The 21,963-nt window shown below is 65.6% G+C and carries 21 protein-coding genes and 1 tRNA gene; 13 read left to right on the top strand and 9 right to left on the bottom strand.

Annotated features, from left to right (window positions below):
- The 7 genes from KGM94_RS11395 to KGM94_RS11365 form a co-directional block, all read right to left on the bottom strand.
- A partial coding sequence (locus KGM94_RS11395; protein WP_300258512.1) for an ATP-binding cassette domain-containing protein occupies positions 1–289 on the bottom strand: 289 nt, incomplete at its 3' end.
- Positions 289–1,038, bottom strand: a complete 750-nt coding sequence (locus KGM94_RS11390) for an ABC transporter ATP-binding protein (protein WP_300258508.1) — start codon at positions 1,036–1,038, stop codon at positions 289–291. The genes KGM94_RS11395 and KGM94_RS11390, both read right to left, overlap by 1 nt.
- On the bottom strand, positions 1,035–2,330 hold the full coding sequence (locus tag KGM94_RS11385; protein WP_300258505.1) for a branched-chain amino acid ABC transporter permease: 1,296 nt from the start codon (positions 2,328–2,330) through the stop codon (positions 1,035–1,037). Before KGM94_RS11385 ends, KGM94_RS11390 begins: the two co-directional genes overlap by 4 nt.
- On the bottom strand, positions 2,327–3,274 hold the full coding sequence (locus KGM94_RS11380) for a branched-chain amino acid ABC transporter permease (RefSeq protein WP_300258502.1): 948 nt from the start codon (positions 3,272–3,274) through the stop codon (positions 2,327–2,329). Before KGM94_RS11380 ends, KGM94_RS11385 begins: the two co-directional genes overlap by 4 nt.
- Before the next feature lie 118 nt (positions 3,275–3,392).
- Positions 3,393–4,625, bottom strand: a complete 1,233-nt coding sequence (locus tag KGM94_RS11375) for a branched-chain amino acid ABC transporter substrate-binding protein (RefSeq protein ID WP_300258515.1) — start codon at positions 4,623–4,625, stop codon at positions 3,393–3,395.
- Positions 4,626–5,285: 660 nt separating this feature from the next.
- Positions 5,286–5,375: transfer RNA gene (locus KGM94_RS11370), tRNA-Ser, on the bottom strand.
- A gap of 369 nt (positions 5,376–5,744) precedes the next feature.
- On the bottom strand, positions 5,745–6,872 hold the full coding sequence (locus tag KGM94_RS11365) for an ROK family protein (RefSeq protein WP_300258498.1): 1,128 nt from the start codon (positions 6,870–6,872) through the stop codon (positions 5,745–5,747).
- A 342-nt stretch (positions 6,873–7,214) separates the two neighbouring features.
- Between KGM94_RS11365 and rplU the strand changes: the two genes are divergently transcribed.
- The 3 genes from rplU (at position 7,215) to KGM94_RS11350 (ending at position 8,680) form a co-directional block, all read left to right on the top strand.
- On the top strand, positions 7,215–7,589 hold the full coding sequence (gene rplU, locus KGM94_RS11360; protein WP_300258493.1) for a 50S ribosomal protein L21: 375 nt from the start codon (positions 7,215–7,217) through the stop codon (positions 7,587–7,589).
- Between the two features lie 100 nt (positions 7,590–7,689).
- Positions 7,690–7,959 (top strand): 50S ribosomal protein L27, encoded by a 270-nt coding sequence (gene rpmA / locus KGM94_RS11355; RefSeq protein ID WP_300258490.1) that lies wholly within the window; start codon positions 7,690–7,692, stop codon positions 7,957–7,959.
- Between the two features lie 127 nt (positions 7,960–8,086).
- Positions 8,087–8,680: a GNAT family N-acetyltransferase gene (locus KGM94_RS11350; protein WP_300258487.1), complete on the top strand. Its 594-nt coding sequence runs from the start codon at positions 8,087–8,089 to the stop codon at positions 8,678–8,680.
- 131 nt (positions 8,681–8,811) lie between these two features.
- Here the strand turns inward: KGM94_RS11350 and KGM94_RS11345 are convergent, their stop codons facing one another.
- Positions 8,812–9,726 (bottom strand): DMT family transporter, encoded by a 915-nt coding sequence (locus KGM94_RS11345; RefSeq protein WP_300258484.1) that lies wholly within the window; start codon positions 9,724–9,726, stop codon positions 8,812–8,814.
- Between the two features lie 242 nt (positions 9,727–9,968).
- Here KGM94_RS11345 and KGM94_RS11340 point away from each other — a divergent pair, with 242 nt between their 5' ends.
- The 3 genes from KGM94_RS11340 to KGM94_RS11330 all read left to right on the top strand — a co-directional run bounded on the left by KGM94_RS11340 (position 9,969) and on the right by KGM94_RS11330 (position 13,494).
- Positions 9,969–10,448 (top strand): MaoC family dehydratase, encoded by a 480-nt coding sequence (locus KGM94_RS11340; RefSeq protein WP_300258480.1) that lies wholly within the window; start codon positions 9,969–9,971, stop codon positions 10,446–10,448.
- Between the two features lie 110 nt (positions 10,449–10,558).
- A complete protein-coding gene (gene obgE / locus KGM94_RS11335) occupies positions 10,559–11,599 on the top strand; it encodes a GTPase ObgE (protein ID WP_300258477.1) in 1,041 nt (346 codons plus the stop codon).
- 260 nt (positions 11,600–11,859) lie between these two features.
- Positions 11,860–13,494: an alkaline phosphatase family protein gene (locus KGM94_RS11330; protein ID WP_300258474.1), complete on the top strand. Its 1,635-nt coding sequence runs from the start codon at positions 11,860–11,862 to the stop codon at positions 13,492–13,494.
- 144 nt (positions 13,495–13,638) lie between these two features.
- Here the strand turns inward: KGM94_RS11330 and KGM94_RS11325 are convergent, their stop codons facing one another.
- A complete protein-coding gene (locus KGM94_RS11325; RefSeq protein WP_300258471.1) occupies positions 13,639–14,604 on the bottom strand; it encodes a Bug family tripartite tricarboxylate transporter substrate binding protein in 966 nt (321 codons plus the stop codon).
- Positions 14,605–14,770: 166 nt separating this feature from the next.
- Between KGM94_RS11325 and proB the strand changes: the two genes are divergently transcribed.
- The 7 genes from proB (at position 14,771) to KGM94_RS11290 (ending at position 21,857) form a co-directional block, all read left to right on the top strand.
- Entirely contained in the window at positions 14,771–15,892 is a 1,122-nt protein-coding gene (gene proB, locus KGM94_RS11320; protein ID WP_300258468.1) for a glutamate 5-kinase, read from the top strand.
- Between the two features lie 158 nt (positions 15,893–16,050).
- On the top strand, positions 16,051–17,346 hold the full coding sequence (locus KGM94_RS11315; protein ID WP_300258466.1) for a glutamate-5-semialdehyde dehydrogenase: 1,296 nt from the start codon (positions 16,051–16,053) through the stop codon (positions 17,344–17,346).
- Between the two features lie 16 nt (positions 17,347–17,362).
- Positions 17,363–18,007: a nicotinate-nucleotide adenylyltransferase gene (locus tag KGM94_RS11310; protein ID WP_300258463.1), complete on the top strand. Its 645-nt coding sequence runs from the start codon at positions 17,363–17,365 to the stop codon at positions 18,005–18,007.
- Between the two features lie 195 nt (positions 18,008–18,202).
- A complete protein-coding gene (gene rsfS / locus KGM94_RS11305) occupies positions 18,203–18,559 on the top strand; it encodes a ribosome silencing factor (RefSeq protein ID WP_300258460.1) in 357 nt (118 codons plus the stop codon).
- A gap of 79 nt (positions 18,560–18,638) precedes the next feature.
- Entirely contained in the window at positions 18,639–19,121 is a 483-nt protein-coding gene (gene rlmH, locus KGM94_RS11300) for a 23S rRNA (pseudouridine(1915)-N(3))-methyltransferase RlmH (protein WP_300258457.1), read from the top strand.
- Between the two features lie 31 nt (positions 19,122–19,152).
- Positions 19,153–20,505, top strand: coding sequence for a peptidoglycan DD-metalloendopeptidase family protein (locus KGM94_RS11295; protein WP_300258454.1), 1,353 nt, complete (start codon positions 19,153–19,155; stop codon positions 20,503–20,505).
- Positions 20,502–21,857, top strand: a complete 1,356-nt coding sequence (locus KGM94_RS11290; RefSeq protein WP_300258452.1) for a S41 family peptidase — start codon at positions 20,502–20,504, stop codon at positions 21,855–21,857. Before KGM94_RS11295 ends, KGM94_RS11290 begins: the two co-directional genes overlap by 4 nt.
- The last annotated feature ends 106 nt before the right edge of the window (positions 21,858–21,963 follow it).

The following is a 21,963-nucleotide window of genomic DNA, read 5'->3' as shown; positions in this document are numbered from 1 at the left end:
CAAGGTTCTGCCGCACGGTCAACGTCGGGAAGATGTCGCGGTTTTCCGGCACGTAGCCGAGGCCGAGGCGCGCGATCTTGTAGCTCGGCAGGCCGACGATGTCCTTGCCCTTGAAGCGGATCGTGCCCTGCGGAACGACCTCGCCCATGATCGCCTTGACGGTGGTCGAACGGCCGACGCCGTTGCGGCCGAGCAGGCTCACCACCTCGCCCGCGGCGACGTCGAGGTCGACGCCCTGGAGAATGTGGCTCTTGCCGTAATAGGCGTGAAGATTCCTGACCTCGAGCATCAGTGCGCTTCCTCGCCGAGATAGGCTTCCTTGACCTTCGGGTCGCGCCGGATTTCCTCGGGCGTTCCGGATGCAATGATGTGGCCGTAGACCAGCACAGAGATCCGGTCGGCAAGGCCGAACACCACGCTCATGTCGTGCTCGACGATGACCAGCGTTCGTCCCTCGGTCAGGCGCCGGATCAGGGACACGGCGCGTTCGGTTTCCGCGTGGCTCATCCCGGCGGTCGGCTCGTCAAGCATGACGACGGTCGCGCCGCTCGCAATCGTGATGCCGATTTCCAGCTCGCGCTGCTCGGCATAGGTCAGCAGCCCCGCCGGAACATCGCGCCGGTGCGTGAGATGAATGTCCTCCAGGATCCGGGCGGTCCGCTCGCGCACCTCGGGCAGGTGATCGACGTTCTTCCAGAACGCGTAGCGATGCCCCGTGGCCCACAGCACGGCGCAGCGGACGTTCTCCCAGACCGTCATGCGGGCGAACACGTTCGTGACCTGGAACGAGCGCGACAGGCCACGCCGGTTGATCTCGAACGGCCGCAGGCCGGAAATCACCTGGCCGTTCAGCCTCACCTCGCCCGAGGTCGGCTCGATATGGCCGCTGATCAGGTTGAACGTTGTGGATTTTCCAGCGCCATTCGGCCCGATGATGGCATGCCGCTCGCCTTGCGCGACGCTGAGATTGAGATCGTGGATGATGCCGACATTGCCGAAACGCTTTTCGACGGCGCGGACCTCGATGGCTGCGGTCATATCAGATGCCCCCGATCGCGCGCGACCGTCGCCGCCCGATCCCATGCATCCGCGATCCGCATCCACGTCAACCGCGCGACGAAGAAACCGCCGATGACGAGGACCGCTGCGGCAATCCACGTCGCCGGGGACCCCGGATTGAAGGCTACGCCGAACAGATTGACGGGATTGCGCTCGCCGTCGGGATAGCGCGCGATCGTCTCGATGGTCAGGATGACGCCGCAGGCGAGCGCCACGGTCGGCACGATCGCGACCAGATAGGACGGGATCACGCTCCACAGCGATCCGGCGCGGACCAGCGGCCGGTGCATCATCAGGAGCCCGGCGATGCCGCCGGGCGAGAACATCACGATGCCGATGAAGATGATGCCGAAATAGAGCTGCCAGACGCTGGTGACGTCGGTCAGCCCGAGTTGCAGATAAGTCACCAGGATGGCGCCGAGGATCGGCCCGAAGAAATAGGCGGTGCCGCCGATGAAGGTCGCGAACAGCACGAGACCGGACTGGATCGCGCCGAGATAGGCCGAGTTCGCGATCTCGAAGCTGATTGCCGCCAGGCCGCCGGCGATGCCCGCGAAGAACCCGGCAAAGCAGTAGGCGAAATAGCGGACGACGTGAGGATCATAGCCGATGAACTGGACGCGTTCGGGATTGTCGCGGACGGCATTGCTGATCCGCCCGAGCGGAGTCCGGGTCAGCGCGTACATCGCGACCGTCGATATCACCAGCCAGAACGCGATCAGATAATAGACCTGAAGCTGCGGCCCGAACGTCCAGCCGAACATGCGGGGCAGCGCGGTGCGGTCCGTGGTGATGCCGGCCTCGCCGCCGAACACGGAGCGCAGGATCAGCGACGATGATGCCACCAGTTCACCGATGCCGAGCGAGATCATGGCGAACACGGTGCCGGCGCGCTTCGTCATGACCCAGCCGATGATCATCGCGAAGACGAGGCCGCCGAGGCCGCCGACCAATGGAATGAACGGCAGCGGAATCGGCCAGCCGTGCGACACGACCGCATTCATCATGTGACAGGCCGCGAAGCCGCCGAGGCCGTAATGAACGGCGTGGCCGAACGACAGGAGCCCGGTCTGACCGAGCAGGATGTTGTAGGAGAGCGCGAAGACGATCGCGATTCCGATCAGGCTGAAGGACGTCAGCGACCCGCCCGACGAGAACACCAGCGGCAGAACGATCAACATGATCACGCCGGTCAGCCAGACGCCGTAGAAGCGCAGATTTTCGCCGGCGGGCTTTGCCGCGTTCGACGCCGAGGTCGTTGCAGCGGTCATGACTCGCGCGTCCCCATCAGGCCCATCGGGCGCACGATCAGAATGATCACCAGCAGGAGATAAGGAACGATCGGCGCGACCTGGGCAATCGTGACGTTCCAGATGTCGGCGAGCGCGGATGGCCCCGCCGACGGATCGAGCGGGCCGAAGGCACTGGCCAGCGAACCGTTCAGCGCCACCGCGAAGGTCTGCACCAGACCGATGACGAGCGAGGCGATGAAGGCACCGGGCAGCGAGCCGAGACCGCCGAACACGATGACGACGAACAGGATGGGCCCGAGCGAAGCGGCCATGTCGGATTGCGTGACCAAGGCGGGGCCGGCAATGACCCCGGCAAGACCGGCCAGCGCGCTTCCGACACCGAAGACCACCATGAACACGCGGCCGACGTTGTGACCGAGATGCGCCACCATGTGGGGATGGGTGAGCGCCGCCTGCACGATGAGGCCGACCCGGGTGCGCTTGAGCACGATCAGGAGCGCCACGAAGATCGCGACCGACACGGCCAGCATGAAGATCTTGTAGGCGGGATAGTTGGTCGAGAAGACGGTGAAGGCCGGGAAGTCCAGCAGGGCCGGCACGCGATAATCGAGCGGGCTCCTGCCCCAGATCATCGACACGATCTCTTCGATCGCAAACGCAAGGCCGAAGGTCAGCAGCAGCTCGGCGACGTGGCCGTGCTTGTGCGTGTTGCGCAGGCCATAGCGCTCGACGGCCATGCCGATCGCGCCCACCAGGAGCGGCGCGACCACCAGCGCCGGCCAGAAGCCGATCCACTTCGTCAGTTGGAAGCCGAAGAAGGCACCAAGCATGTAGAAGCTGGCATGGGCGAAGTTGAGCACGCCCATCATGCTGAAGATGACCGTCAGGCCGCTCGACAGCAGGAACAGCAGCATGCCGAACAGGACGCCGTTCAAGGTCGAGATGACAATGAGTTCAAGCACCGTGCACTCGTGAAATATCCGGGGCCTCGTGGCCCCGGCGACCATCGTCCGACCGGTATCACATTCCGAACGCCGCCTCCCCGCAACCAAAATGCTGCGGGACGGCGACGCGCATGGTTTACGGCCGCGTCATCTTGCAGGTCGTGGAGACCATGGCCTGCGGCGTATCGATCTTGGAGACCAGATGCCAGCCCCAACCGGTATTCTCCTCGTCGAACGGCTCGTTCGCCGCGAGCTTGCCGAAGGAGGAGATGTAGATCGGCTGGAAGAACTGGTGGTCATCCTTGCGCATGAAGCCGGTGCCGCCATCCAGGACCTCGAATTTCAGATCCTCGAGCGCGCCCGCCACCTTCACGGGGTCGATGGAGTTGGCCTTTTCGGCCGCGGCCTTGAACATGCGCATCTCGTTCACCGCGCGCGGATACCAGAGCGACATGTTGACCTTCGCGCGGAAGGCCTTTTCGTAGTCCATCGCGACCTGATTGCCCGAATTGGCGAAGCCTTCCGTGATCTGGAAGACCTGGTGATCGAGACCGGTCTGCTTGATCGCGGTCGGGCCGCCGGCGCCGCCGGCATAGTAGGTGTACCAGTTGACCTTCAGGCCGGCATCGGCCGCAGCCTTGAGCAGCAGCGCGATGTCCTGGCCCCAGTTGCCGGTGACGACGCTGTCGGCGCCGGACGCCTTGATCTTGGCGATGTAGGGCGAGAAATCCGTGACCTTCAGCAACGGATGCAATTCGTCGCCGACGATCTGGATGTCGGGCCGCTTCGCCGTCAGCATCTTCCGCGCGTCGCTGCGTACCGACTGGCCGAACGAATAGTCCTGATTGATCAGATACACCTTCTTGATCGAGGCGATGCCCTTCATGTAGTTGGTGAGCGCCTCCATCTTGATGTCCGAGCTGGCATCCCAGCGGAAATGCCAGAAGCTGCACTTCTCGTTGGTCATGGCCGGATCGACCGCGGCGTAGTTGAAGTACAGGACTTCCTTGCCGGGATTGCGCGTATTGTGTTTGGTGACGAAATCCTCGAGGGCCAGGCCGACGGACGAACCGTTGCCCTGCGTGACGTATCGAACCCCGCCGTCGATCGCCTTCTGGGCCTGCACCAGGGTCTCTTGCGGATTGGTCTTGTTGTCGAACGGCACGATCTCGACCTTGTGGCCGAGAATACCGCCCTTGGCGTTGATCTCGTCGGCCAGGTACTGGAACGTCTTCAAGCCACCCTCGCCGACGCTGGCTCCGCCACCGGAGAGCGGATCGATGTAGCCGATCTTGATGGCGTCCTCGGCCCATGCGACGTGACCGAGCATGGGGGCTATGACGGCAATGGCCAGGGTCAACTTGCGCATCATTTCATTTCCTCGCTGACTATTGATTTTGGTCGATGGATGCATGCGCCTTTGCAGCGCAATTTGGGGGACACTGAGCAGAATATGCCTTGGCTGACAAGCGCAGCGGAACATGGCTGCCGCCGCAGCTATGGCAAAATGTAAAGGCAAGGAACCGACCTCTGGAGAAGCGGTATCACGATGGGAAAGGGACGAGACGCCGCCATCTCCAAGGCGGGCAGCATCGAGGCGCAGCCGGGCATTGGCGATCGGCAATGATCCTGCCGAAGGCGCCGGCAGGAAATTTATTTCCATGATCGGAAGAAGCAGCATCGATGAGCAGAGCCGCGGCGCTCATCTATGAGCGTCACATCGTCGCTACCTCGTCGAGCGACGCCACACTCGAACGGCCGAAATCTTTCGGTGCCGGTGTCACGATCAATTGGAGGCGCGCACCCAAATGGGGGACGGAGGACGCGAAAGTTCACCGGACGAGATGTGGACCTGATCGTCGAGATCGGCGCAGTCGCCAACTGCTCAACGAGTCTGTCCGCATCGGCGGGGACCATTGAGCCACGTCTGATGGTCATTCATGCAGCAGGGCTACCAGGGACTACGTCAGGAACTCTTGGTCGCGCAGCAGAGCCTTATCGTACGAGGCTTTCTCGAAGCTGCTCATTATGGCGGAGAGGGAGGGATTCGAACCCCCGATAGGCTTGCACCTATGCCGCATTTCGAGTGCGGTGCATTCAACCACTCTGCCACCTCTCCTAAGGCGCCAAATCGGGGACCCCCTGTGGTCGGGGCGTGTTCTAGGCGAGGATGGCTGGCCAGACAAGGCGCGAAAGCCGAAAATTCGCCGCCTCTTTTGCCTCGCGGGAACAGCGATGGAGCATCTCGCCGTCAGGGGCAACGGCGCAGATTCATCTGGCGCGAACCGGGCGGGGCACAGCGGATCGGCTGGTGCTGACGAGGAAGGGGTGGGACCGCCAGACGCGGTAAATACTGGCGGTCCCTTGCCGCTCATCGAAATTCTGGCCGTGAAGGGCGGCTTCGCAGGCCAGGTGAAGCGACGGATCGACCGTAGCGGACGAGCGAGGTCCCGCAATCCAATCCGCACCTTAACCTAACCGGTCAAGGTTACTCCTTGTCGCTCCTGTCCTTCTTCCTGCCGTTGTCCGTGGAATTCCTGTCCTTGCCGTTGCCGCCGTCCTTGCGGCGATTGGTGAAGCGCGCGTTGCCGAGCCCGGTGCCGATGGTGAGCACGCCCCAGCGCTCGACATCCTGCATGAACGGCACCTCCGAGAGCCCCTGCACCACGCCGTCATTGTGCATGAGGATGGCGGTGTCGTGCCGGCCGATCTCCGGGATGGCCTCGACGAGAGACGCCGGCAGGTTGAATTTGCTGCTCTCCCAATTGCCGGGCAGGTTCTGCGCGCCCTTCTCGATTCCGCCGTCCTCCCGGATCACGCCCGGACAGGCGATGCCGATGAACGGAGCAAGCCTGAAGCCCTCGTCTTCGGCGGCCGCAATCAGCTCCTTCAGCATCTTGGAAAGCCGTTTCACCGCGCCTTCGCGGGTCGGCTCATCGTCGGCATGCCGCCACAGCTCGGCCTTCCAGACCGCCGCCTTCGAGAGGTCGGCGGCCTTCTTCCAGCGCGTCTCGACCATGCCGCAGCGAATGTTGGTGCCGCCGATGTCGACGGCGAGGATGCTGTCATAGGCCTCGAAGATCCAGGACGGCGCGAGATGCAGCGCCCCGATCAGGGCCGCCTCGTCGGGATGGGACCGGATCGGCAGCATGTCGATCTTGAAGCCCTCGGCCTTCAGGATGATGTCGGTGCGCGCGATCGCGAGCTCGCCGAGCCGCGAGTCGCGAAAGCCGCCGCCGACCACGATGCGCTCGGTTTTGGCCCAGGCCTTGCTCTTCAGGAAGCGGCGGGTGACATGGGCGAGCTCCTGGGCGAAATCCTCGATCGCGCTGTGCACGACCGCCGAGGCCTCGGTGTCGTCGCCGACCAGCATGGCGTCGAGCGTCTTCTTGTTGATCCGGTCCGACGGCTCGTCGCCGAAGGGATCCTCGCCGGTCTTGCGCAGCGGCTTGCGCCAGCCGTCCAGGATCTTGCGGAACGCCCCCTTGCTGGCGCGGTCGCCCAGGAAACCGTCCTCGTCCTTCATCTCGACGTTGAAACTGTCGACCTCGACCGACGGCAGGCGGCCCGCTCCGTGCTGGGCGATGCCCGTCGTCAAGACCAGCTCGTCTGCCATGGGAGCCCTTGCCCAGCCTGGATTGCCGGGGGGACAACGGCCGGGGAACCGGTTGGTTGCGGGCGCGTCCAATTCTCGAGGATCAACCCCATGCACAGTGAAAACCGGGCCAAACTGCTTCGGTTTGAAGCCTTTTTGGGCCGGTTTTCCTTGACTTGCGGCATCGAGCGGCTATAACTCCCGCCATCCGGCGCGGGGAGTTCTCGCGCCGCTTGTTTTGTGTGGGTTTTCAAGGGGTTAGCCCGCCCGCGCAAAAATCAACAAACCCATAGCGACTGACAAAAAGCCGACCCGGACGCCCGTCGTCCGCAAGGTCGGGATTGAACACGAAGGAAGAAAACGATGTTCGCAGTCATCAAAACCGGCGGCCGGCAGTACCGCGTCGTTCCGGATGATGTGCTCGAGATTGGCAAGATCGCCGGCGAGGTCGGCACGATCGTGCAGTTGAACGAGGTCCTGGTGGTCGGCGGCGACACGCCGGTCTTGGGACTGCCCACGGTGAAGGGCGCCTCCGTTGCGGCCGAGGTGCTGCAGCACAAGCGCGGCCCGAAGGTGATCGCGTTCAAGAAGCGCCGCCGCAAGAATTCCCGCCGCAAGCGCGGCTACCGCGACGAGATCACGGTGCTGCGCGTCACGGAGATCCTGACCAACGACGCCAAGCCCTCGATCGGACCGCGTCCGAAGAAGGAAAAGGCGCCGAAGGAAGCCGCCGCCTGAAAAAGTGATCGCGCCAATTCACGAATTGATGCGTGAGAAGAAATGAAATGATTCCTTCAAGGAATTGATCTAGAGATACGGAAGGTTTCGGAGACGGGCCATGGCTCACAAAAAAGCAGGCGGTTCATCGCGCAACGGACGCGATTCGAAGGGCAAGCGCCTTGGCATCAAGGTGTTCGGCGGCGAACACGTGATTCCCGGCAACATCATCGCGCGCCAGCGCGGCACCACATGGCATCCCGGCCTTAATGTCGGCATGGGCACCGATCATACTCTGTTCGCCAAGATCGAAGGTCGTGTCGAGTTCCAGGCCAAAGCCAATGGCCGCACGTTCGTATCGGTTCTCCCGATGGCGGAGGCGGCTGAATAGACGGTGGATCAAATTTGGAGTCCGCCGGGTCCTGACCAAACCGGCGGAGTCCACGACGAGGCTCCAGGGGAGGCGGGAAACCGGCCTCCCCTTTTCATTTCGACTGATGTTGTTGACGGAGCCCGACATGCTGCAGGATTTTTCGACCCCGGTCTTTCGCGAGGCGAGATCCAATTCGCTGGAGACCGCGCGGCTCACGCTGCGCCGGCCGACGCTTGCCGACGTCAAGGCCATCGCGCGCCTTGCCAACGACCGCCGCATCGCCGAGAACACCCGTCGCCTCCCGCATCCCTATTCCCAGGATCATGCGGTGGACTTCATCCGCACCACGGCCAAGCTCGGTAGCGAAAGCGTCTTCCTGATCGAGCACGACGACACGCCGGTCGGCATGGTCGGCATCGATCGCTCCAGGAGCGATGCGGCCGAGCTCGGCTACTGGCTCGGCGTCGAGCACTGGGGCCGCGGCTACGCCACCGAAGCGGCGCGCGGGGCGATCGACTTCTTCTTCGAGGAGTTCGGCGAGGATCATCTCCATGCCGGCGCGCGTGTGACCAACCCGGCCTCGCGCAACGTACTGGAGAAGTGCGGCTTCCAGTGGAGCGGCGTCGAGCTGCACCGCTTCGAGGCGCTGGGGTGCTCCACGCCCGTCGACAGCTTTCGCCTATCCCGCGGCGTCTGGTCCTCGCTGAAGAGCTGGAGCCGCGCGCGGCGGGCGCGGTAGGCCGCACCAATCGTCGTCGTCGCCCCCGCGAAAGCGGGGGCCCATAACCACAGGCCTGTGTTACTCGAAGGCTCCAACTCCGAGTCTTCGCCAATCCCGGGCTCGCGCTTTGCGCGCCCCGGGACGACGACCTACACCGGCGGGCTCACTTGCGCGTCCTTGCGGCCGAGGTCGCGCTCGCGCAGGAAGATGTAGAGGCCGGCGCCGATGATGATGGCGGCGCCGACGATGGTCGCCGCCGACGGCACGTCGCCGAACACGACGAAGCCGAAGATTACCGCCCACACGATCATCGAATATTGATACGGCACCACCACGCTCGCCGGCGCGAGTTTCAGCGAGCGGTTGACGCAGAACAGCGCCGAGACCGAGGTGCAGCCGGCAATTGCGAACAGCACCAGGCTGCCGGCGGTCGGCGGCACCCAGTTGAACGCCGACAGCCCGAGGCCGAGCAGGAAAGTGCCGCAAAACTGCGAGGAGGCCATCACGATGTCGGGTGTGTCGCGCAGCGAGCGCGTGATCAGCATCAGCAGCGCGAACGACAGGCTGCCGCCGAGCGCGATCAGCGCCGGCAGGCTGACGGTCTGCGCCGACGGACGCAGGGCGATCAGCACACCGCAGAAGCCGATCAGGATCGCGGTCCAGCGCCGCCAGCCGACATGCTCGCCGAGCAGGACCGCCGACAGCGCGGTGACGAAGATCGGGCCGGCGAGGTAGTAGGTGATGACGTCGGCGAGCGGCAGATAAACGGTCGCCAGAAAAAAAGCCGCCACCTCCAGCGTCGACAGCGTTACGCGCAGGAGCTGCAGCCACGGCCGCTCCAGGCGGGTGAACTCGGCGCGCTGCCGCCAGATGATCGGCGACAGCACCAGCAGCGCCGCGCAAGCGCGCAGGAACAACAGCTGCCCCACCGAATAGGTCGCCACGATGAACTTGCCCATGGCGTCGCCGAACGAGAACATGAAGATCGACAGCAGCATCAGCGCGATGCCGGCCAATCGCGCCGAGCGGTCGTCATAGGCGGAGAGCTTCTTGAACAGCGGCATTGCGGCGAGTCTGCTGAGAGGAATTCGTCATTGCGAGCGAAGCGAAGCAATCCAGACTTTTTCCGCGGATAGACCTCGCAATGACGGCTGAAAGAGCATCGGCGGCGGCCACGAGGGCCACGACAGCCGTTTTAATGCCGCGGACGCCGAGGACAAGCCCGGCATGGCGAATTGAACGGATTGTCGCGCGTGTCGCGGCGCGATACGGATGGGCAGTGCCCCCGCGAGACGAGCGCAAAGACATGACCGACTTCGATCCGACCCAGCATCGCATGATCCCGGCGCAACGCTGGTTTGAGGATTTCGTGCTCGGCGAGCGCTTCGTGCTGCCGAGCCGCACCCAGACCTCGGCGGTGTTCGCCGCGTTCCAGACCGCGAGCGGCGACACCCACCCCGTGCACTACGACGTCGAATATTGCCGCACCCGCGGCATGCCGCAGTTGCTCGCCCACGGCTTCCAAACCCTGGTCCACACCGCGCCGGGCGCCGGCCTGTTCCCGTTCATGGTCGAGGAGTCACTGGTCGGCTTCCTCGAGCAGTCGAGCCGTTTCCTGAAGCCGGTCTACGCCGACGACACGATCTATCCAGCGCTGGAGGTGACCGAGCTCATCCCCGGCCGCACCACCGGCGTGGTGACGCTGAGGAGCACGGTCTACAACCAGCGCAAGGAGCTGGTGCTGGAAGGCCTGCAGAAATTCCTGATCCGGAGACGACCGGCATGATGCCCCGTGGCCTCCGCCGACGTTAAGCAAGGGCCGAAATCGCCGAAATTCGGCGTCTTGCCGGGCTGGTTCGGGTTGCCGCGCGAGGCCCCCTGCCCTACCTATGGCCCATGAAATTCCTTGACGAGGCAAAGGTCTATATCCGCTCCGGCGACGGCGGCAACGGCTGCGTGGCGTTCCGGCGCGAAAAGTTCATCGAGTTCGGCGGCCCCTCCGGCGGCAATGGCGGCCGCGGCGGCAACGTCATCGTCGAGGTCGCCGACGGGCTCAACACCCTGATCGACTACCGCTACCAGCAGCACTTCAAGGCCCAGAAGGGCGAGAACGGCATGGGCTCCGACCGCCACGGTGCGAACGGCAAGGCGATCGTGCTGAAGGTGCCGGTCGGTACGCAGATCTTCGACGAGGATCGCGAGACGCTCATCCACGACTTCACCAAGGTCGGCGAAAAATTCGTTCTCGCCGAGGGCGGCAATGGCGGCTTCGGCAACGCGCATTTCAAGTCTTCCACCAACCGCGCCCCGCGCAACGCCAATCCCGGCCAGCCCGGCGAGGAGCGCTGGATCTGGCTGCGGCTGAAACTGATCGCCGACGCCGGCCTCGTCGGGCTGCCCAATGCCGGCAAATCGACCTTCCTCAGCAAGGTCAGCGCGGCGCGGCCGAAGATCGCCGACTATCCTTTCACCACACTGCATCCGCAGCTCGGCGTCGTGAACGCCGACGGGCGCGAATTCGTGCTGGCGGATATTCCCGGGCTGATCGAGGGCGCGCATGAAGGTGCCGGGCTCGGCGACCGCTTCCTCGGCCATATCGAGCGCTGCCGCGTGCTGCTGCACCTGGTCGACGCGACAAGCGAGCACGCCGGCAAGGCCTACAAGACCGTGCGCAACGAGCTGGATGCCTATGGCAGCCAGCTCACCGGCAAGATCGAGATCGTGGCACTGAACAAGATCGACGCGATCGCGCCGGACGAATTGAAGAAGCAGAAGGATCGCCTCAAGCGCGCCGCCAAGAAGACGCCGCTCCTGCTCTCGGCCGCGACCGGCCAGGGCGTCAAGGAAGCGCTGCGCGCGCTTGCCGAAGTGATCGGCGAAGCCCCGGTGTCGGCCAAGGCCAGGAGCGCCGCCGAAGCGGAGCCGTGGTCGGCGTGATTTGGACGGCGTAACCTCTCTCCCCAATGTCGTCCCGGCGAACGCCGGGACCCATACCGCGTGATCCATCGGAAGCGGCTGGTCGTCGTGCCGAACGACCAGTCGTCGCTAGACAACGTCCTGGGGTTATGGGTCCCGGCGTTCGCCGGGACGACACGGAATGCGCGGCCGCAGGCTCGCGCATGCCCCATGGGAGAGGTTGTCTTCGCGCCATCGATAGCGCAGCATCCGACAAATCAAGACGGGGCGGAGTGAAAAGCATGGCGCGCGCGAAGAACGTTCTCTGGATCATGTGCGACCAGCTTCGCTACGATTATCTCGGCTGCACCGGTCATCCCACCCTGAAGACCCCGAACATCGACGTCATGGCGAAGCGCGGCGTGCTGTTCACCAACGCCTATGTGCAATCGCCGATCTGCGGCCCGTCACGGATGAGTTTCTATACCGGCCGCTACATGCGCTCGCACGGCTCGCACTGGAACGGCTGGCCCCTGCGCGTCGGCGAACCGACGCTCGGCGATCACCTGAAGAAGATCGGCGTGCGCAACGTGCTGGTCGGCAAGACCCACATGGCGCCCGACCTCGAAGGCATGAAGCAGCTCGGCATCCCCCCGGAATCGATCATCGGCGTCCATGTCGCCGAATGCGGCTTTGAGCCCTATGAGCGCGACGACGGCCTGCATCCGAGCGGCCGCGCGCGGCCGAAATACGATGCGTACCTGCGCCAGCACGGCTTCGAAGCGCCCAATCCCTGGGAGCATTGGGCCAATTCCGGCGCGACCGACGACGGCTCCCTGCAGAACGGCTGGCTGCTGGTGCATGCCGACAAGGCCGCGCGCATCCCGGAGGAGCATTCCGAGACGCCCTACATGACGCGGCGCGCGATGGAGTTCATCACGGACGCCGAGAGCGACGGGCGGCCGTGGTGCCTGCATCTCTCCTACATCAAGCCGCACTGGCCCTATATCGCGCCCGAACCCTATGCCAGCACGTATTCGACCGCAGACATGATCCCCGCGATCCGATCGGTGCGCGAGCGGCAGAATCCGCATCCGGTGTTCGGCGCCTACCAGGACATGCGCTACTCCCGCAACATGGCCCGCGACGAGGCCCGCGAGAAGGTGATCCCGGCCTATATGGGCCTGATCACGCAGATCGACGACCAGATGGGCGTCTTGATGAAGTTTCTGGAGGCGCGCGGCCTGCTGGACGACACCATGATCGTGTTCACCTCCGACCATGGCGACTATCTCGGCGATCACTGGATGGGCGAGAAGGACCTCTTCCACGAGCAGTCGGCAAAGATCCCGCTGATCGTCATCGATCCCTCGGCCGACGCGGACGCAACGCGCGGTACGCGCTCGGACGCGCTGGTGGAGGCGATCGATCTGGCGCCGACCTTCGTCGATTATCTCGGCGGCAAGGTGCCCGGCCACATCCTCGAGGGCCGATCCCTGCTGCCGCTGTTGCGCGGCGAGCAGCCCGCCGACTGGCGCACGGTGGTGTTCTCCGAATACGACTATGCGATGCAGGACGTGCGGCTGAAGCTGAACCAGCCGATCGAACGCTGCCGCCTGTTCATGGTGTTCGACGGCCGCTGGAAATACGTCCACGCCTCCGGCTTCCGCCCGATGCTGTACGATCTTCAGGCGGATCCGGAGGAGTACATCGACCGCGGCGACGACCCCGATTGCGCCGACGTCGTCGCAAGACTGCAGGCGGCGCTGTTCGACTGGGCGCTGCATCCCAACGACCACATCACCACTCCTCGCGAGAAGATCGCGGCCTACGCCGACAACCAGCTCCAGGTCAAAGGCGGCATTTTGATCGGCATCTGGGACGAGAAGGAGCTCGCCGCGATCCGCGAGGGGATCGATCAGCGCGCGAAGCTGTGAGGCGAGGTGCGAAGGCACTCGCCAAGAACCGTCATTGCGAGCGAAGCGAAGCAACCGAGACCGCCTCCCAGGAGACAGTCTGGATTGCTTCGTCGCTTACGCTCCTCGCAATGACGGCGGAGAGCCTGTTGACGGGCGCGCCCCTTAATTCTCGATCTTGTATCCCGTCGCCTTGACGATCGGCTGCCAGAGCGCGGTGTTGGCCGCGAGCTCTTTCATCAGTCCCTCCGCGGTCGAGCCGACCGGAATCAACCCGATCGCGGTGAGCTTCTCCTTCACCTCGGGCCTGGCGAGCGCGGTTGCGGCGGCCTTGCCGATCCTGGCCGCCAGATCGGGCGGGCTGCCGGCCGGCAGCCACATGCCGTACCAGGCGTCCGCCACGAGATCGATGCCGCTTTCCTTCAAGGTCGGGACATCGGGCGCGAAGGGCGAGCGCTCGGCGCTGGAGACCGCGATGATCTTCAGGCTTTTCGCGCGATGCTGCGGCAGCGCGTCGGCGAGCGTCGTGATGCCGAACGGCATGTGACCGCCGATGACGTCGTTGAGGATCGGCGCGCTGCCGCGATAGGGCACGCGGCTCAAGGGGATGCCGAGATCCTTCTCGAGCTTCGAGCCCATGAAATGCGGGATCGTACCGTTGCTGGGCACGCCGAACGTCGCCTTGTCGGGATGGGCCTTCAGCCAGGCCGTGAACTCCTCGAAGTCCGTGGCCCCGATCGTCGGTCCGATCACGACGGCGAATTCGAAGCGGGCGAGCAGCGACACCGGCATGAAATCCTTCGCCGTGTCGAAGGTCGGCGTCGTCTCCACCATCGGCAGCAGGTACATGGTCGGCCCGGTCGTCACCAGGACGGTGGCGCCGTCGGGACTGGCGCCCTTCACCGCCTTGATGCCGATCAGGCCGTCGCCGCCGGTGCGGTTCTCGACGATGATGGTGCGCTCCAGCGCGGGCGCCATCTCCTGGGCGATCAGCCGGCACAGGGTGTCGCCGCCCGCGCCCGCCGCGAACGGAAAGATGATCTTGATCAGCCCGGCCTGGGCGCGGGCCGCGCCTGCTCCGCCGAGCAGCGGCAGCCCGAGACAGGCGGCGATGAAATTGCGGCGATCCATGCGTTCCCCCTTGTCGTTGCCGGCATTAGAACCGCCAGACCGCCGGACACAAGGCCGACCTTGGTGCAGTTTACCGCCTTGCGCCGGCCACCGTCCTGCTGCAAAAGCTGACAGCATCCGGCGCCGCTTGACGCTCCGCCGCTTTCCAGAGCTATCAAACTACGCCATGGCCCGCCCCGAACTCAGCAATTTCCGCCGCATCGTCGTCAAGGTCGGCTCGGCATTGCTGGTCGATTCCGAGGCAGGCGAAGTGCGCGCGGCGTGGCTCGCGGCGCTCGCTGCCGACCTCGCCAAGCTGCATCGCGACGGCCGCGATGTCCTGATCGTCTCCTCAGGCTCGATCGCGCTCGGCCGCAGCCGGCTGAAGCTGCCGCGCGGCCCGCTGAAGCTGGAGGAGAGCCAGGCGGCCGCAGCCGTCGGCCAGATCGCGCTGGCGCGGATCTGGTCGGAGGTGCTCGGCGATCACGGCATCGGCGCCGGCCAGATCCTGGTGACCCTGCAAGACACCGAGGAGCGCCGGCGCTATCTCAATGCGCGCTCCACCATCGCAAAGCTCCTGGAGTGGCGCGCGATCCCCGTGATCAACGAGAACGACACCGTCGCCACCAACGAGATCCGCTACGGCGACAATGACCGCCTCGCCGCCCGCGTCGCCACCATGGCGAGCGCCGACCTGCTGGTGCTGTTGTCCGATATCGACGGCCTCTACGACGCCCCGCCGAAGAGCAATCCGAACGCAAAGCTCATCCCCGTGGTGGAGAGCGTCTCCTCGGAAATCGAGGGAATGGCGGGAGATGCCGAGTCCGAGTTGTCGCGCGGCGGCATGCGCACCAAGGTCGAGGCGGCCAAGATCGCCACCACCGGCGGCACACATATGCTGATCGCCTCGGGCAAGATCGAGCATCCCCTGCAGGCGATCGCCGACGGCGGCCGCTGCACCTGGTTCCTGACGCCGGCCAATCCCGTGACGTCGCGAAAGCGCTGGATCGCGGGCTCGCTGGAGCCGAAGGGCACCCTGACCATCGACGCCGGGGCGGTGGCGGCGCTGCGCGCCGGCGCGAGCCTGCTGCCGGCCGGCGTCATCAAGGTCGAGGGCCAGTTCGCACGCGGCGACGCCGTGATCGTGCGCGGCCCGGACGCCCGCGAGATCGGCCGCGGCCTCATCGCCTATGACGCCGAGGACGCCGAGCGCATCAAGGGCCGCTCTTCGCCGGACGTGATGACGATCCTCGGCATCAGCGGCCGCTCCGAGTTGATCCACCGTGACGACCTGGTGGTAGGCGGATAAGGGCCAGAGCGGCCGAGTTTGTGCCCCGGCTCAGTCGGCCATTGGCCGAGGCGCCGCCCTCGCGGACCCCAGCCATACCCGCCTGGCCTTCGCAACCGCCGGTTTTCCGTGCTAGGACACGCCCTTAGCAGAAGGTTAGACCAGCCGTTGAGTTAGCCATGGCCGCCCCCCTGAAAGCCGTCGAGAGCGGTGCCGACCTCCAGGCACTGATGAGCGATCTCGCCGCCCGTGCCCGCACTGCGGCGCGCGTGCTGGCGCTGGCGCCGGCGGAGCAGAAGAATCGCGCGCTGGAGGCGATGGAGCGGGCGATCCGCGGCAACGCGGCGGCCATCCTCGCCGCCAATGCCGAGGACGTCGCGGAGGCCCGCGCGAGCGGCGATGCGACAAGCGCCTTCATCGACCGCCTCGCGCTGACGCCGGCGCGCGTCGAGGCGATGGCCGCAGGCATCGCCATCGTTCGCGGCATTCCCGATCCGATCGGCGTCGTCACCGAGCGCTGGCAGCGGCCGAACGGCATGACCATCGAACGCGTCCGCGTGCCGCTCGGCGTCGTCGGCGTGATCTTCGAGAGCCGGCCAAACGTCGCAGCCGACGCAGGCGTGCTGTGCCTGAAATCCGGCAACGCCGTGATCCTGCGCGGCGGCTCCGACAGTTTCCGCTCCTGCCGCGCGATCCACGAATGCCTGGTGCAGGGCCTGCGCGAGGCGGGGCTGCCGGAGGCCGCGATCACGCTGGTGCCGACGCGCGACCGCGCCGCTGTCGGCCTGATGCTGTCCGGGCTGGACGGCGCGATCGACGTCATCGTGCCGCGCGGGGGAAAGAGCCTGGTGGCGCGGGTCGAAGCCGAGGCGCGCGTGCCGGTGTTCGCGCATCTCGAAGGCATCAACCACGTCTATGTCGACGCCAGCGCCGATCTCGACATGGCGAAGTCGATCGTGCTCAACGCCAAGATGCGCCGCACCGGCGTCTGCGGCGCAGCCGAGACGCTGCTGGTCGATCGCGCCGCAGCCGCAACCAAGCTCAAGCCGCTGGTCGGGATGCTGATCGACGCCGGCTGCGAAGTTCGCGGCGACGATGCCGCACAGCGCGCGGACTCCCGCGTCAGGCCCGCGACCGACGAAGACTGGGACACCGAATATCTCGATGCGATCATCGCGGCGAAGCTCGTCGACGGCGTCGACGGCGCGATCGCGCACATCCAGAAGCACGGCTCGCATCATACCGACGCGATCGTCAGCGCGGACGAGGCTGCCGCGAGAAAATTCCTGAGCGAGGTCGATTCCGCGATCGTGCTGCACAACGCCTCCACCCAGTTCGCCGATGGCGGCGAGTTCGGCTTCGGCGCCGAGATCGGCATTGCCACCGGCAAGTTCCACGCCCGCGGCCCGGTCGGCGCCGAGCAGTTGACGAGCTTCAAGTACCGCGTGCACGGCACCGGCCAGACGCGGCCGTGACATCGCGGGCCGCGCATTGAGCAGCATCTTCGTCCTGCCGCGCTTCGTGGCGCAAGCGCTTCCGCCCTACACGGAGGGCATGCGCATCGGGCTGCTCGGCGGCTCCTTCAATCCGCCGCACGCCGCCCATCGCGCCATCAGCCGGTTCGCGCTGAAGCGACTGCAGCTCGATCGCGTGTGGTGGCTGGTCACGCCGGGCAATCCGCTGAAGGAGCGGGGCGCGCTGCGCGAGCTCGGCGCACGCATGGAAGCGGCGCGCGCGGTGGCGCAGGATCCGCGCATCGCGGTGAGCTGTCTCGAATCCGTCATCCGCACGCGCTACACGATCGACACGATCAACACCTTGCGCCGCCGCGCCAGCGGCCCGCGCTTCGTCTGGATCATGGGCGCCGACAACCTCGCGCAATTCCATCGCTGGCAGGACTGGCGGCGCATCGCCGCCCAGGTGCCGATCGCGGTGATCGACCGCCCGCCGCAGAGCTTTCGCGCCCTCGCCTCGCCCGCCGCCCAGGCGCTCGCGCGCTACCGGTTGCCCGAGAACGAGGCAGCCGGGTTAGCCGGGCGGCCGGCGCCCGCATGGGTCTTCCTCACCGGACTGAAGCTCAATTTGTCCTCGACCGGCTTGCGGAACCCGGACGGCAGCTGGAAGCCGGCGAAGTGATGCACGTGGGTCTGCGGAGACACTGGCATATTGAAACCTTTAACCCCACATGCGTAGAATAGCCCGTGAACGCCGAGGATTCGGCGTTCGCGATACAGTGAAAGGAAATGGTCCCTGGCCACACCTGTATTGTCCAAGTCTGTTTTACCCAAGGTCGCGAAACCTGCGCGTAAGACATCGACCCCAGCTGCAGCCTTGGAGGCGCAACCCGACGCCGACAAGACGCTGAAGATGATCCTCTCCCGCCTCGAGGATATGAAGGCGGAGGAGACGGTCACCATCGACCTTCGCGGCAAATCGGCGTTCTCCGACTACATGGTCGTCACCTCGGGCCGGGCCAACCGGCACGTCGGCGCGATCGCGGAAAACGTCACGAAAGGCCTCAAGGAAAACGGCATCAGGAACATCCACGTCGAGGGCTTGCCCAATTGCGACTGGGTGCTGATCGATTCCGGCGATGTGATCGTGCACGTGTTCAGACCCGAGGTCCGCGAATTCTACAATCTCGAGAGATTGTGGACGCAGGGCCCCGGAGCGGCGCGAGCGGTCTAGAGGGTCTGGCCGATTTCGAATCGGCGGACGCGCATGCTAGCGTGCGTGCGCGCATGGTGCGCGCGATTCGAAAGACGCTATGCGTGTCGCTGTCATCGCGGTCGGCCGGCTGAAGCAGGGGCCCGAGCGGGAGCTCGCCGAACGGTACTTCGAGCGGTTCGACGAGGCCGGCCGCAAGCTCGGGTTCCGCGAACTCTCGATCCACGAAATTCCCGAAAGCCGCGCACGCGACACGGCCACCCGGATGGCCGAGGAGGCCGCCGCGATCAGCGCCCACATTCCCGAGAAATCGGTCGTGGTGGCGCTGGACGAGCGCGGACAGAATCTCGATTCCACCGTATTCGCACGGAAACTCGGCCGCTGGCGCGACGAGGGCAGTGCCCATGCGATCTTCCTGATTGGCGGGGCGGACGGACTTTCGCCCGAATTGCGCCGTAAGGCCAAGCTCGCAATCGCGTTCGGCTCGGCGACCTGGCCGCATCAAATGGTCCGCGTCATGCTCCTGGAACAACTCTATCGGGCCGCAACCATCCTGGCCGGCCATCCCTATCACCGCGCGTGATGCGCGCCACAACGAAGCCGTTTTTCGATTGATGCCGCGGGCACCGATCCCCACCTCGAACCACGATGCGCGGAGCCGACGCCGGCTGTTCTCGCTGCTGCTGGTCGCAGGTTTCGCCGGCGGCAGTTTCCCTGCGGCCGCGCAGACGGCGCCGCCCGCGCCGCAATCCGCCGCCGTCTCGCCAGAGGCGATCAAGCAGCGCGAGCAGGAGCTCGAGGCCGCGCGGACGCAACAGAAGAGCGCCGAAGAGGCGCAGGCGAAGCTGAAGGCCGAGATCGCCACGCTCGGGCAGGACCGCACCAAGCTCAACCAGCAACTGATCGACACCGCCGCCAATGTGCGCGCCGTCGAGACCAAGATCGGCGAGGCCGAGGCGCGGCTGCGCGGCCTGAACGGGCACGAGCAGGAGATGCGGGCTTCGCTGGATTCGCGCCGCGCCGACATCGTCGAGGTGCTGGCGGCGCTGCAGCGCGCCGGACGGCGGACGCCGCCGGCGCTGCTGGTGCGGCCCGAGGACGCGCTGCAATCGCTGCGCACGGCCATGCTGCTCGGCGCCGTGGTGCCGGAGTTGCGCGGCCGGGCCGAGAAGCTCGCCGGCGAACTCGGCGCGCTCATCAGCCTGCGCAGGAACATCGCGGCCGAGCGCGACCAGCTCGCCTCCGACCGCGACAGGGTCCGCAGCGATCAGACCAGGCTCGCAGCGCTGGTCGACGAGCGGCAGCGCCAGCAGTCGGCACGGGAAAAGGACCTCGACGCCGAGAACGCGCGCGCCATCGCGCTGTCCAGGCAAGTCGGCGACCTGCAGGGCCTGATCGCCAAGATGGAGCAGGATCTCAAGAGCGCGGCCAAGGCGGCCGCGGCTGCAAGCCAGGCCTCAGCAACCGCGAATGGCAAGCCGAATCTGGCCGCTTTGAAGGACCGGTCCCGGCAGGCCCCCGCGATCGCCTTCGCCTCGGCCAAGGGACTGTTATCCTTACCCGTCAACGGTACCAAAATCAGGGATTTTGGCGGTTCCGACGGCGCCGGCGGCGTACAAAGAGGCATTTCTTTGGCAGCGCGGCCCGGCTCGCAGGTCACAACGCCGTGTGATGGCTGGGTGGTCTATGCCGGTCCCTTCCGGAGCTATGGACAACTCTTGATCCTCAATGCCGGGGGCGGGTATCATGTCCTGATCGCCGGGATGGAGCGCATTTCGGTCAACATCGGACAGTTTGTACTCACCGGGGAGCCGGTCGCGACCATGGGCTCGACATCCCAGGTCGCCTCCATTCTCGCCACCAATGCGAGTCAACCTGTGCTCTATGTCGAGTTCCGCAAAGACGGCACTCCAATCGATCCAGGCCCATGGTGGGCCGCAAATGAAGGCGAGAAGGTTCGCGGATGATGCGCAAGACTTCAGTTATCCTCCTCAGCGCGGCCACCGGTGCGGCGCTGACGCTGTTCGTGACCCAGCCGCGCGCGGTGTTCATGGGATCGAGCGCGCGCGCCGCCACCGCGGACACCTATCGCCAGCTCAACCTGTTCGGCGACGTGTTCGAGCGCGTGCGCAGCGACTATGTCGAGAAGCCCGACGACACCAAGCTGATCGAATCCGCGATCAGCGGCATGCTCACCGGCCTCGATCCGCACTCGAGCTACATGGACGCCAAGAGCTTCCGTGACATGCAGGTGCAGACCCGCGGCGAGTTCGGCGGCCTCGGCATCGAGGTCACCATGGAGGACGGCCTGATCAAGGTGGTCTCGCCGATCGACGACACCCCGGCCTCGCGCGCCGGCATCATGGCCAACGACATCATCACCACGCTCGACGACGAAGCGGTGCAGGGCCTGACCCTGAACCAGGCGGTCGAGAAGATGCGCGGTCCCGTCAACACCAAGATCCGGCTCAAGATCATCCGCAAGGGCGCCGACAATCCGATCGACGTGACGCTGGTGCGCGACAACATCCGCGTCCGCTCGGTGCGCGCGCGCGTCGAGACCGACGACATCGCCTATATCCGCATCACCACCTTCAACGAGCAGACCACCGAAGGCCTGAAGAAGGAGATCGCCAACCTCTCGAACCAGATCGGCGACAAGCTGAAGGGCTACATCGTCGATCTCCGCAACAATCCCGGCGGCCTCCTCGAAGAGGCGGTCACCGTATCGGACTCCTTCCTGGAGCGCGGCGAGATCGTCTCGACGCGGGGGCGCAACGCCGAGGAGACGCAGCGCCGCTCCGCGCATGCGGGCGACCTGACCAAGGGCAAGCCGGTGATCGTGCTGATCAACGGCGGCTCAGCCTCGGCCTCCGAGATCGTCGCCGGCGCGCTGCAGGACCACAAGCGCGCGACCATCGTCGGCACGCGCTCCTTCGGCAAGGGCTCGGTGCAGACCATCATTCCGCTCGGCAGCGGCAACGGCGCGCTGCGGCTGACCACCGCGCGCTATTACACGCCGTCCGGCAAGTCGATCCAGGCCAAGGGCATCGTGCCCGACATCGAGGTGCTGCAGGACGTGCCGGAAGAGCTGAAGGCGCGCACCGACACCAAGGGCGAGGCCTCGCTGCGCGGCCATCTGAAGAACGACGGCGACGAGAAGACCGGCTCGCAGTCCTACGTTCCGCCGGACGCCAAGGACGACAAGGCGCTCAAGATGGCCGACGACCTGCTTCACGGCATCAAGAACAGCGCCTCCGCGGCGCCTGCGCAAAGCGGCGACAAGGCGTCCGCCGAGAAGCCCAAAGCGGCCAACTGAGGCAGCGGACTGATTTCGGGCGATCGACGCGCTCGTTCGGGAAAAGGGCGGCCCTCGGGCCGCCCTTTTCGCTTGGAGTTCCCTTCGCCCTCCCTCGCCCGACCGA

Origin of the sequence: Bradyrhizobium sp. (assembly GCF_028868675.1) — a bacterium.
GTDB lineage: Bacteria > Pseudomonadota > Alphaproteobacteria > Rhizobiales > Xanthobacteraceae > Bradyrhizobium.
This window is presented reverse-complemented; position numbering and strand designations above follow the sequence as displayed.